The 12,430-nt window shown below is 63.1% G+C and carries 9 protein-coding genes; 3 read left to right on the top strand and 6 right to left on the bottom strand.

Annotated features, from left to right (window positions below; all coding sequences use genetic code 11):
* The first annotated feature begins 104 nt into the window (after positions 1-104).
* The gene (locus RY1_RS07605) at positions 105-938 is read left to right on the top strand and encodes an HAD-IB family hydrolase (RefSeq protein ID WP_072802928.1); all 834 of its coding nucleotides are present in this window, start codon (positions 105-107) and stop codon (positions 936-938) included.
* A 623-nt stretch (positions 939-1,561) separates the two neighbouring features.
* Here RY1_RS07605 and RY1_RS07600 read toward each other — a convergent pair.
* The 5 genes from RY1_RS07600 to RY1_RS07580 form a co-directional block, all read right to left on the bottom strand.
* Entirely contained in the window at positions 1,562-2,308 is a 747-nt protein-coding gene (locus RY1_RS07600) for an oxidoreductase (RefSeq protein WP_072802927.1), read from the bottom strand.
* 104 nt (positions 2,309-2,412) lie between these two features.
* On the bottom strand, positions 2,413-4,167 hold the full coding sequence (locus RY1_RS07595) for a dipeptide ABC transporter ATP-binding protein (protein ID WP_072802926.1): 1,755 nt from the start codon (positions 4,165-4,167) through the stop codon (positions 2,413-2,415).
* Positions 4,164-5,126, bottom strand: a complete 963-nt coding sequence (locus RY1_RS07590) for an ABC transporter permease (RefSeq protein WP_072802925.1) — start codon at positions 5,124-5,126, stop codon at positions 4,164-4,166. The genes RY1_RS07595 and RY1_RS07590 overlap by 4 nt, the downstream gene beginning before the upstream one ends.
* Positions 5,119-6,045, bottom strand: a complete 927-nt coding sequence (locus RY1_RS07585) for an ABC transporter permease (RefSeq protein ID WP_072802924.1) — start codon at positions 6,043-6,045, stop codon at positions 5,119-5,121. Before RY1_RS07585 ends, RY1_RS07590 begins: the two co-directional genes overlap by 8 nt.
* 144 nt (positions 6,046-6,189) lie before the next feature.
* The gene (locus RY1_RS07580; RefSeq protein ID WP_072802923.1) at positions 6,190-7,818 is read right to left on the bottom strand and encodes a peptide ABC transporter substrate-binding protein; all 1,629 of its coding nucleotides are present in this window, start codon (positions 7,816-7,818) and stop codon (positions 6,190-6,192) included.
* A gap of 459 nt (positions 7,819-8,277) precedes the next feature.
* Between RY1_RS07580 and acs the strand changes: the two genes are divergently transcribed.
* The gene (gene acs / locus RY1_RS07575) at positions 8,278-10,224 is read left to right on the top strand and encodes an acetate--CoA ligase (RefSeq protein ID WP_072802922.1); all 1,947 of its coding nucleotides are present in this window, start codon (positions 8,278-8,280) and stop codon (positions 10,222-10,224) included.
* Positions 10,225-10,303: 79 nt separating this feature from the next.
* Here acs and RY1_RS07570 read toward each other — a convergent pair whose 3' ends face one another.
* Positions 10,304-11,677, bottom strand: coding sequence for an MFS transporter (locus RY1_RS07570; protein ID WP_072802921.1), 1,374 nt, complete (start codon positions 11,675-11,677; stop codon positions 10,304-10,306).
* A gap of 228 nt (positions 11,678-11,905) precedes the next feature.
* Between RY1_RS07570 and RY1_RS07565 the strand changes: the two genes are divergently transcribed.
* Positions 11,906-12,409, top strand: coding sequence for a phage holin family protein (locus RY1_RS07565; RefSeq protein WP_072802920.1), 504 nt, complete (start codon positions 11,906-11,908; stop codon positions 12,407-12,409).
* Positions 12,410-12,430 lie beyond the last annotated feature (21 nt).

Here is a 12,430-nt window from a genome sequence, read left to right as displayed (position 1 = left end):
CTACACCCGGCTAGTGCGCTGTTTGCAAGTTCAACATTCGGGTTTTCTACGGTTCGTTTCGACCGAGACATCACCGGGACATCTGCGCACTCTATTGTGAGGACGTGACCACCAGCGACGGCGTCGACGACGCCGAATCACCTCGGCCCGTCGGAAGAATTGCGGCGTTCTTCGACCTGGACAAGACCATCATCGCCAAGTCCAGCACCCTCGCATTCAGCAGACCGTTCTTCGATCAGGGGTTGATAAACCGGCGATCGGTACTGAAAAGCAGCTACGCCCAGTTTCTTTTCTTGCTCTCCGGTGCCGATCACGACCAGATGGAACGGATGCGTGTCCACATTGCGGGAATGAGCGCGGGGTGGGACGTGGAACAGATTCGGTCCATAGTTGCAGAAACGTTGCACGACATAGTCGATCCGTTGGTGTTCGCCGAGGCCGCCGAGCTGATCGCAGATCACAAACTCAGAGGACACGACGTCGTGGTCGTATCCGCGTCGGGCGAGGAGATCGTGCGTCCCATCGCCGAAGCCCTCGGAGCCGACATCAGCACCGCGACCCGAATGGAGGTCGAGGACGGCCGATACAACGGGAAAGTGGAGTTCTACTGCTACGGCGAGGGAAAGGTGGAGGCGATGAAAGAGCTCGCCGACTCCCAGAACTATGACCTGTCACAGTGTTTCGCATATTCGGACTCCATCACCGACCTGCCGATGCTGCGCGCCGTCGGGCATCCGACAGCCGTCAATCCCGACCGTACACTCCGCAAGGAAGCTGCCGCACTGGGCTGGCCGATCCTGACCTTCTCCAATCCGGTCTCGTTACGGTCGCGCATTCAGACGCCGTCCGGAACTGCCGTTGCCGCAAGTGCCGCAGTAGGTTTCAGCGCTCTGGTCGCTGGAGCGGTGACGTACGGCCTGCTCAGAAGAAATCGGTAACTACCCCTTGATGTGAGCCGCGCTACGGGGTACAAATGACTTACGGAAGAACGGAAGGCCAAGATTGAACCGGAAGAGAAGGTTTCCTCTCCCGACCGCGATTCCCAGCACGGACATCAGGCACCCACGCGGAGCTCGCCGCTGACATGGCAGAAGCGCTGTGGGCCTGCGAGATTCGGGATGTAGCAGCAAGAACCCTGCACCGGTTGCAGGGATGACCTCCTACCTCACCGGACCATCGCCGAGGCCACGCGATCGTGCAGATCGCCACAGCCCACCAATGCACGCTTGGTAACCGGGTAGTCCGTGCTAACGGGCGGCGAAGTCGACTCACATCGGCGGCGCCGCCCTTGTACGTGTCCAGGGTCGTACGTATCCAGCGCCGTACGTATCCAGCGCCAGCCCACCCTCACCCTCCCACGCAAATGCATATGCGTTTGCGTAGATCCAGGGGCCCACCCCACCCTCCCCCGCAAACGCACGTGCGTTTGCGTAGATCCAGCGGCCCGACCCACCCTCCCGCGCAAATGCACGTGCGTTTGCGTGAAGGGGGATGGCGTGAGCGGGATGGCGGGGCGGGGGCGGCGACGGGGATGCTGGGGCGGGGGACGGTGCGCTGGGGCTCAGCCCGCTGCCTCGGCGATCGAGGTGGCTTCCGCCGCGCCTGCTTCCATGGCGCCGCAGCACAAGATGATCCAACTGCCGACTCCGGTGGCTGTGCCCGACGCAAAACCGGTAGCACCGTCTCGATACACGTTGGATCTACGCATCCAACTGACCTCGGGGACACCGAGGTTGTGCGGATCGAGGCCGGAGGCCGTCGCTACCAACCTCGACGCGGCGCGCGCTACGAGCCCATCGGCTGCTCCGAAGGGCTTCAGCGTCAATAGTTCCCCGTGCACGATGGCTGCGACGACGGGGGCGGGAGCGGAGGTTCCACCGGTGACGAGCTGCGCCAGGAGATCGAGCCGTTCACCGACTCCGGCGTCGGACCTGGGACGGCCGAGCAATGCTTCGTCGTCGACGAGGTCGGCGGCGGCGAGAAGGTGCAGCCGCGCGAGCGCTTGCAGCGGTGCACTCTTCCACGTCGAGAGCATGATGCCGAGCGCGTCTCCGTCGAGCGCGGATGCGACGCGTAACGACCCGGCAAGAATCGGATCACCGTCTTCCCCTTCGCGAGGGAAATCCATCGATCCACCCTCGAGCGACGACGAGGAGCGTGCGGCTCGAACTGCTGCTTCGGCTGCGTTCGCCGGCCAGCCTCGCCGATTGGCTTTGTGACGATGCACTGCGCCGAGCGCCTCTCGCGCACGTTCGGCGGCATCGACGACGCCGGGTAGTTCGAGTAGGGGCGCGAGGGGGTCCGTCACGAATCACGACGCTACCCGGACCGCCGGGCACTCCTTGCAACACCACCGCTCGTCCACACCCGAGGTACCGGTTGTGAGCGAACGGTGGTGTTGTAGGAACCTGCTCAGACTCCCAGCTGGACCGAACCGCCGGGGATCGCGGCGAGCAGTCGCTGGGTGTATTCCTGCTTCGGGTCGTCGAACACCTCGTCGGTCTTCGCGGCTTCGACGATTTCACCCGAACGCATGACCAGGACGTCGTCGGCGATCTGCCGAACGACGGCGAGGTCGTGGGTGATGAACAGATACGTCAGTCCCAGCTCGGCCTGCAGGTCGTTGAGCAGCGCGAGGATCTGTGCCTGGACGAGGACGTCCAGGGCGGAGACGGCCTCGTCGCAGATGACCATTTCGGGCTGCAACGCCAGTGCGCGCGCGATCGCCACACGCTGACGCTGACCGCCGGACAGCTCGTTGGGGAATCGTCGCATCACCGAGGACGGCAACGACACCTTGTCGAGAAGGTCTCGTACCCGCGACTCGCGTTCGGACTTGCTTCCGACCCCGTGGGTACGCAGCGGCTCCTCGATGGTCCGGAAGATGGAATACATCGGATCGAGGGACCCGTAGGGGTTCTGGAAGATCGGCTGCACTCGACGACGAAATGCGAAGGCGTCCTTGTTGTTCAGACCCGCGACGTCGCGGCCGTCGAACCGAACCGATCCCTCGGTAGGTTCGAGCAGACCCAGAACCATCTGCGCCACAGTCGACTTGCCGGATCCGGACTCGCCCACGATCGCGGTGGTGGTACCGCGCTCGACGGTGAAGGACACATCCTTGACTGCGGTGAACGTCGTGGACTTGAACGGGCTACCACCGCGCAGCTTGAACTGCTTGGTCAGCTTGTCGACGACGAGCACGGTGTCCTTGGCGGGTTCGAATGCTTCCGCGCCCTCCCGAGCCTCCTCCGCGACAACCTCGACGGCGACCTCCTTGGCATGCGCGACGATCTCCTTGCGCGCAACCGAGGACGTCAACCGCTGCGAGGCCAACGACGGCGCAGCCGAGACCAACTTCTTGGTGTACGGATGCTGCGGGTCCTGCAGAATCTCCAGTGCCGGACCGGATTCGACGATGCGACCCTTGCTCATGACGACGAGATGCTCGGCACGTTCGGCCGCGAGACCGAGATCGTGGGTGATCAGGAGAACGGCCGTACCGAGCTCCTTGGTCAACCCTTCGAGGTGATCGAGAATCTGGCGTTGCACCGTCACGTCGAGAGCCGATGTCGGCTCGTCGGCGATCAGCAGCTTCGGACGCGCGGCCAGACCGATCGCGATCAGCGCACGCTGACGCATACCGCCGGAGAACTCGTGCGGATACTGGTTGACCCGCTTCGCCGAATCGGTCAGACCCGCCTCGTCGAGCAGTTCGATCGCCCGAGCCTTGGCGGCCTTACCCTTGGCGATACCGTTGGCGGCCAACGCCTCTTCGATCTGGAAACCGATCTTCCATACCGGATTGAGGTTGGACATCGGGTCCTGCGGGACGAGACCGATCTGGCTTCCGCGGATGTCGACGAAGTCTTTTTCCTTGGCCTGCGCGAGGTTCTTGCCCTCGAACCAGATCTCTCCTGCCGTCACGGTGCCGGTTCCGGGCAACAGATTGATGATCGAGTGGGCCGTCGTGGACTTTCCCGAGCCCGATTCGCCGACGATCGCGACGGTCTGACCCGGGTAGACGGTCAGGCTGACACCTCGAACTGCCGGCACCGGACCGGAATTCGACTGAAACGACACCTCGAGATTCCTGATGTCGAGCAGCGGTTGTTCGACCTTGTCGGAATCGATGCCCGTTGCATCTTCCCTTGTGGTTTCACTCATCGCTTACGCGCCTTCGGATCGAGGGCGTCGCGCAGCGCGTCACCCATCATGATGAAGCCGAGCACCGTGATCGCCAGTGCCGCAGCGGGATAGAACAGGATGGTCGATCCCTGACGCAGGGTCACCTGCGCGGCACTGATGTCTCCGCCCCATGACACCTCGGTCGGCGGAAGGCCGATACCGAGGAACGACAGTGTCGCTTCGGCGACGATGAACGTGCCGAGCGAGATGGTGGTGATGACGATGATCGGTGCCATCGAATTGGGCAGCACGTGCCGAATCAGAGTGCGAGTCTTCGAAACTCCCAGCGCCCGGGAAGCCATGACGTAGTCGTTGTTCTTCGCCGACAACACCGCACCACGGGTGATGCGAGCCATCTGCGGCCAACCGAACAACGCGAGGACGACGATGACGGTCCAGATGGTCCGGTCGGTGAACAGCTGCATGAGCACGATCGCCGCGAGGATCAGAGGAACGCCGAAGAAGATGTCCGTCAGGCGTGACAGCAGCGAGTCGGCCCAGCCGCCGTAGAAACCGGCGAACGCACCGAACAGCACCCCGATGATCAGCACGAGGAGCGTCACGCCGACGCCGGTGACGACCGATGCGCGGGCGCCGAAGATGACGCGCGAATAGATGTCACATCCTTGCCGGTCGAATCCGAAGATGTGCCCCGATCCAGGCCCCTGCATGCTGAAGGCCAGGTCGCAGTACCTCGGGTCGGTGCTGGTGAACAGGCTCGGCACGGCGGCGACGACTATCACCACGAAGATGATGATCGCCGAGACGATGAAGATCGGCCGTGTCCGAAGACTCTTCCACGCATCGGACCAGATACTGGCAGGTGCTTCGTCGATGTTCACGGCATCTGTCTGGCTCACGTCGATGACCTCGTCGGCCTCGACGAAACGAGCTTGCCGAACCTTGCGTCCGGCACTGGGTGAAATCGGCTCAGGCATAACGGATCCTTGGGTCGAGCGCGGCGTACAGGAGATCGACGACGAGGTTCGCGATGAGGTAGACCACGATCAGGACCGTCACGAAGGACACGACCGTGGGGGCCTCGCCGCGGATGACAGCCTGGTAGATGGTGCCACCGACGCCGTTGATGTTGAAGATTCCCTCGGTGATGATCGCGCCGCCCATCAGGGCAGCGAGGTCGGCACCGAGGAACGTCACAACCGGGATGAGCGAGTTACGCAATACGTGCACACTCACCACTCGGCTGCGAGAGAGCCCCTTGGCCGTCGACGTCCGTACGAAGTCTGCGCTCAGATTCTCGGCGACCGACGTTCTGGTCAACCGCACGACGTACGCGAACGAGACCGCGCCGAGTACGAACGCGGGCAACAGCAGATTCTTGAAGCTGGTGTTGCCACCGACCGTCGGCGGAACTATCCCCCATTTGATGCCGATGAAGAACTGTGCAAGGAAACCGATGACGAAGATCGGTACCGCGATGATGACGAGGCTGACGATCAGAACCGAGCTGTCGAACAGCTTGCCCTTGCGCAGGCCCGCGATCAGACCGAAGCCGATTCCGAAGACCGCTTCGATGACCAAGGCCATTGCGGCGAGCTTGGCGGTGATCGGAAATGCCTGCAGGAGAACTTCACTGACAGGACGGCCCGAGAACGACATTCCGAAATCGAATGTGAAGATGCCCTTGAGATAGAGCAGGTATTGCACGATGAACGGTTGGTCGAGGTTGTAGCGAGCACGCAGCTGGTCGGCGACGGCCGGGCTGATTGCCTTGTCTCCTGCGAGTGCTGCGATCGGATCTCCCGGGAGCAGGAAGACCATGGCGTAGATCAAGAATGTCGCCCCGATGAAAACGGGGATCATCTGAAGTAATCGGCGTCCGATGTACCAGAGCATCGGATCACCTCCTTTGGAGGAAGGTGGACGTCACCGAGAGGTCGGGGCGTCGTAGACAAGACTTAGGGGTAACGCACACGAGCAGGGCGGTAGGTGAAAAGACCTACCGCCCTGCTCGGTCTTACTGAGAAGATGGAGAGAAGATCAGTTCTTCTCGATCTCATTGTAGATCGGGATGCCATCCCAACCGATCTTCACGCCTGTCACGTTCTCCGACCAGCCGCTGGCTGCGTTGCGGTACCAGGTCGGAACCGCGGGCAGGTCGCTCAGCAGGATCTCCTGCGCCTGGTTGACCAGGTCCTGTGCCTTGTCCTTGTCCGTCTCGCCTGCGGACTCGCGGAGCAGACGGTCGAACTCGGGGTTGGAGTACTCACCGTCGTTGGAGCTGCCGCCGGTCTGGTAGTTCTGCGCCAGGAAGCCGTACTGCTGTGGGTAGTCACCCTGCCAGCCCGAGCGGAACGCCGTCGGGATGGTGCGGTTGGTGGCTTCGGTACGCAGCTGCGCGAAGGTCGGGTACGGAGCGCCCTGCGCCTCGATGCCGAGGGTGTTGCGGATGCTGTTGGTGACCGCGTCGACCCACTCCTGATGTCCGCCGTCGGAGTTGTATGCGATGGCGAACGTGCCCGTCCACGGCGCGATGGCGTCGGCCTGAGCCCACAGTGCCTTCGCACCCTCGGGGTCGTACTCGACGTTGGCGACGTCACTGAGATCTCCGGTCCAGCCTTCGATGGCGGGGCTGGTGAAGTCCTTCGCCGGCGTACGGGTCTTGTTGAAGATCTGTTCGGTGATCTGGTCGCGGTTGATCGCCTTCGAGATCGCCTGACGACGCAGAACGCCTTCTTCGCCGCCGAAGTGCGCGAGGCGCCCGGGGATGGTGAAGGTTTCGATGCTGGCGGACGGCTGGTTGACCGTGCGTCCGGGCAGATCGGTCTCGAACGTGGTCACGGCCGAGGACGGCACGTTGTCGAGCACGTCGACGTTGTTGGACAGCAGATCCGTGTACGCGGTGTCGAGGTTGCTGTACAGGATGAAGCTGACGCCGCCGTTGGCCGGCTTACGGTTGCCGTCGTAGTCCGGGTTGGTGATCAGATCGATGCGCACGTTGTGCTGCCATGCACCGTCGGAGGCGAACTTGTACGGTCCGTTGCCGATCGGGTTCTCGCCGAACGCTGCGATGTCGGCGTAGGCGACCTCGGGCAACGGGTAGTACGCGGCGAAGCCGAGACGATCGGGGAATGCTGCCTCGGGCTGCTTGAGCTCGATGGTGAACGTCTTGTCGTCGACGACCTTCAGTCCGGACATGGTCTGGACCGTCGGGTTCTCGGCGGCGACCTCGTCGTAACCCTGAATCGGGTCGAAGAACGAGCCCTGCAGCTGCGCGTTGGTCGACAACGCGCCGTAGTTCCAGGCGTCGACGAAGGAGTTGGACGTGACGGGTGTGCCGTCGGTGAACGTCCAGCCGTCCTTCAAGGTGATCGTGTAGTTCTGGCCGTCGGTGGTGTCGATCGACTCGGCGACCTCGTTCTGCACACCGCCCTCGGGCGTGTAGGACACCAGACCGGCGAAGATCGAGTCGACGACTCGTCCGCCGGTGTTCTCGCTGGTGTTGGTAGGAACAAGCGGATTCTGGGGCTCGCCGCTCCAGGCGTTGATGATCGCGGAGCCGTCTCCGGATCCTCCGCTCGTGGACGAGTCGCTCGATGAGCACGCTGTGACCAGCGCCGCTCCTACGACAACAGCGATTGCTGCCGTCGTAATGCGTGTTCTACGCAAAACAAATCCTCTCTTCGGTCGATCACGGGTTCGCCGTGATCTATCCCCGCGGGCGTCACGCCCACGGGGTCATGTGGGGCGACCGCCGGCCACGACGGAAGTACGTCGCGACAACGATCTCAATACCGAGGACTTTAGACACACCCTGAAACGAACATGTGAACTCCCCCAGAATCTGCTGACTCACGAGTAACTACGAAACATGGACGAAACGTTTGCGCAACTGATTTTCGGGCGCGGGAGAACCCTCGCGAGATACCTGTCCGACCGAACAGTCTTCGGTACCGCCCAGCGCGCAGAACCTACCGATCACCGCAGATCAGAGGGTTGCAGGCCGCTGCAACGATGCGACGGTAGTCACATGTGACTACCCTCACAAGGGCATTCGGTGCAGAGCGTGATGGTGTGAGAAGCCGCACGAGCGCGAAGTTGGAACACAACGAAAGAGAGCCATTCGAGATGACCACCAGTACCTCCGGTACCCACGACACTGCCGCCGAGGACACGTACCCGCCGACCGCCGAATTCGCCGCTCAGGCCAACGCGAGTGCGGACCTGTACGCCGAGGCGGACAGGGACCGGCTCGCGTTCTGGGCCGAGCAGGCCCGCCGACTGCACTGGCACACCCCGTTCACCGAGGTCCTCGACTGGTCCGACGCCCCCGTCGCCAGGTGGTTCGGCGACGGCAAGCTCAACGTCGCCTACAACTGCGTCGACCGCCACGTCATCGATGGATACGGCGACCAGGTCGCGATCCATTGGGAGGGCGAACCCGGCGACAGCCGCGACGTCACCTACGACGACCTGCTCGCCGAGGTCTCCCAGGCCGCCAACACCCTCACCGACCTCGGTCTCGTCGCAGGCGACCGCGTCGCGATCTACATGCCGATGATCCCCGAGGCCATCGTCTCCATCCTCGCGTGCGCACGCCTCGGCCTGACCCACTCGGTCGTCTTCGCCGGCTTCTCCGCCACCGCACTGCGCTCGCGCATCGACGACGCCGAAGCCAAACTCGTCATCACCACCGACGGCCAGTGGCGTCGCGGCAAGCCCGCCCCGATCAAGGACACCGTCGACACCGCCGTCGACGGGGCCGCCTCGATCCAGAACGTGCTCGTCGTCAAACGCACCGACTCCGAGGTCACCTGGGCCGAAGGACGTGACCTGTGGTGGCACGAGACCGTCGCGCAGGCGTCGACAACTCACGAGGCGCAGCCGTTCGACGCCGAGCACCCACTGTTCATCCTCTACACCTCCGGCACGACGGGTAAGCCCAAGGGCATCATCCACACCTCCGGCGGTTACCTGACGCAGACCTCGTACACCCACCACAACGTCTTCGATCACAAGCCCGGCAAGGACGTCTACTGGTGCACCGCCGACATCGGTTGGGTGACAGGGCATTCCTACATCGTCTACGGACCGCTCTCGAACCGTGCAACACAGGTCGTCTACGAGGGAACCCCCAATTCCCCTGACGAGCACCGGCATTGGAACATCATCGAGAAGTACAAGGTCTCGATCTACTACACCTCCCCCACCCTCGTGCGCACATTCATGAAGTGGGGCAACGAGATTCCCGAGGCACACGACCTGACCTCGATCCGTCTGCTCGGCTCGGTCGGTGAACCGATCAACCCCGAAGCGTGGCGGTGGTTCCGCGACGTCGTCGGCGGCGGTAAGGCTCCGATCGTCGACACCTGGTGGCAGACCGAGACCGGCGCGATCATGGTGTCCCCGTTGCCCGGCGTCACCGCCACCAAGCCAGGATCGGCCCAGCGTGCGCTACCCGGTATCTCGGCGAAGATCGTCGACGACGACGCTCAGCCACTCGGCCCGGGCGGCAACGGCTACCTCGTGCTCGACGAGCCGTGGCCGTCGATGCTCCGCGGCATCTGGGGCGATCAGGAGCGCTACAAGGAGACCTACTGGTCCCGGTACCCCGAACAGGGCTGGTACTTCGCAGGCGACGGCGCCAAGTTCGACGACGACGGTGACCTGTGGGTCCTCGGCCGCGTCGACGACGTCATGAACGTCTCCGGCCACCGCATCTCCACCAGCGAAGTGGAATCGGCACTGGTGAGCCATCACGGTGTCGCCGAAGCCGCCGTCGTCGGAGCAGCCGATGAGACCACCGGACAGGGGATCGTCGCGTTCGTCATCCTGCGTGCGGGAGTGGAGAACACCGGCGACGAGCTCATCAAGGAACTCAAGGCTCAGGTGTCGACGGAAATCTCGCCGATCGCCCGTCCCCGCGAGATCTCGATCGTCCCCGAGCTGCCCAAAACTCGCTCCGGCAAGATCATGCGACGCCTGCTCCGCGACGTCGCCGAAGGCCGCGACCTGGGCGACACCTCGACCCTCGTCGATCCGGCCGTGTTCGAGTCGATCAAGAAGGGTCGCTGACCCCAGGGTTCGCTTCGCGCCCCGTGCGCGCAGAGTTACGTTCGGCTGTAACTGTGCACGCACGGGCGGCGAAGCCGCTCTACACGTTTTCGAGCTGCTGATCCCTGGTTTCTTTCATGACGATCAGCGCGATCAGTGTCAGTACAGCCACGATCGCGAGATACACACCGACCCATCCGACGCCGTAGCTGCTGACGAGCCACGTCGCGATGAACGGAGCGACTGCGGCTCCGAGGATGCTGGAGGTGTTGTACGAGATCCCCGAGCCCGTGTACCGCACGTTGGTCGGAAAGAGTTCGGGCAGAACGGCACTCATCGGCCCGAACGTCAGGCCCATCAAACCGAGACCGACGCACATGAACACCAGCATGCGTCCGGCGGTGGCGGTCTCGGGGGCGGCGAACCAGTTGAACGACAAACCGAACAGCACGATCGCCGCGGTGATGACGATCAGCGTGGGGCGTCGGCCGTACTTGTCGGCGAGCAACCCTGCCACGGGAATCAGCGCCGCGAAGAACAGCACCGCGATCAACTGAAGTTCGAGGAAGTCGGTGTACGCGATGGTGATCTTCGGGCCGTTCACGTCGGAGACCTTGCCGGTTCCGTAGCTGACCACCCACGTCGTCATGATGTAGAAGAGCGTGTACGTCGCGAGCATCACGAACGTGCCGATGATCAACTGCTTCCAGCTGGTCTTGAAGACCTCGGCGAGTGGCGTCTTGACCTTCTGGCCACGTTCGACGGCCAGCTTGAACACCGGCGTCTCCTCCAACTTCAGGCGGACGTACAGGCCGATGATGACCATGATCGCGCTGAGCAGGAACGGGATGCGCCAGCCCCACGTCAGGAAGTCGTGATCGGTCGCGGAGTTCGCCGAGTCGTACCCGGTGATCATGACGATCAACAGGAAAATGCCGTTGGCGAAGAAGAAGCCGATGGGGGCACCGAGCTGCGGGTACATCGCCGCCCATGCACGTTTGCCCGGCTTCGCGGTCTCGGTCGCCAGCAGTGCGGCGCCACTCCACTCGCCCCCGAGGCCGACGCCCTGGGTGAAACGCATCAGCGCGAGCAATGCGGGCGCCCACAGTCCGACGGCGGCGTACGTCGGCAGCAGGCCGATCAGGAACGTCGCGAGACCCATCGTCAGCAACGAGCCGACGAGCGTCGCCTTGCGACCGATCCGGTCGCCGAAATGTCCGAACACGATCGAGCCGATCGGACGTGCGACGAACGCGAGGCCGAATGTCGCGAACGATGCCAGCAGAGCCGTCGTGTCGTTACCTGCGGGGAAGAACAGTTTGGGGAACACGAGGACGGCGGCCGTCGCGTAGATGTAGAAGTCGAAGAATTCGATGGACGTGCCCACCATGGAGGCCACGACGATGCGAGACCGAGGTACCTCCGGGGCTGCCGCTGTGGTGCCGTCACCGGGGACGGCGGAGGTAGTACTCACGGTTGTGCTCCTGCTATTGCGCTCGAACGAGCGGGGTATGTACGAATGCAAATTACCTGATGACAACCTGAAAAAATCGCGGCAATGCCGAAATGCAGCTCGAGAGTTACGGCCGCGAGGCACTGCTGCGCAGTTCGGCACTAGTGTTACGGCAGGAACGGCCGAGACCGCGCCGTCTGCTGCCATGAACGAGAAACATCACCACCAGCAAGTGGAGGGGTCGAGAAGTTGAGCGAGACCAATCGCGGCAATGGAATTGCATACCCGGAGGGCGTACCGAACACGATCTCGTCGATTCCGCTGACGGACGTCGACCATCGCGCGCCCGGTACCGGCAGCATCGGCAACCTCGTCAAGGATGCGACGACGCAGGTGTCCACCCTGGTGCGGGCCGAAGTAGAACTCGCCAAGGCCGAGGTGACCGGTGAGATCAAGAAGGGCCTGCAGGGCAGCCTGTTCTTCATCCTGGCGCTCGCCGTGGCCGTGTTCAGCGCGTTCTTCTTCTTTTTCTTCCTGGCCGAGACTCTGGACATCTGGCTGCCTCGCTGGGCTGCGTTCCTGATCGTGTTCGTCTTCATGCTTCTCGTCGCCGGGTTGCTCGGCTTCCTCGGATATCTACGGGTCAAGAAGCTGCGCAAGCCCGAGAAGACCATCGGCTCTCTCAAGCAGGCGTCGACCGTTCTACCGGGCCAGCACGAATCGGTGCCCGGTATTCCCGGTTACAAGAAGTAGCGGCACCCGCCCGCGGCCTCG

The organism is Rhodococcus yunnanensis NBRC 103083 (genome assembly GCF_001895005.1).
Taxonomy (GTDB): Bacteria; Actinomycetota; Actinomycetes; order Mycobacteriales; family Mycobacteriaceae; genus Rhodococcoides; species Rhodococcoides yunnanense.
This window is presented reverse-complemented; position numbering and strand designations above follow the sequence as displayed.

Excerpts from the sequence above, each read along its gene's own strand:
- RY1_RS07595 (WP_072802926.1), bottom strand. The coding sequence starts at position 4,167 with ATGAGTGAAACCACAAGGGAAGATGCAACGGGCATCGATTCCGACAAG.
- RY1_RS07590 (WP_072802925.1), bottom strand. The coding sequence starts at position 5,126 with ATGCCTGAGCCGATTTCACCCAGTGCCGGACGCAAGGTTCGGCAAGCT.
- RY1_RS07585 (WP_072802924.1), bottom strand. The coding sequence starts at position 6,045 with ATGCTCTGGTACATCGGACGCCGATTACTTCAGATGATCCCCGTTTTC.
- acs (WP_072802922.1), top strand. The coding sequence starts at position 8,278 with ATGACCACCAGTACCTCCGGTACCCACGACACTGCCGCCGAGGACACG.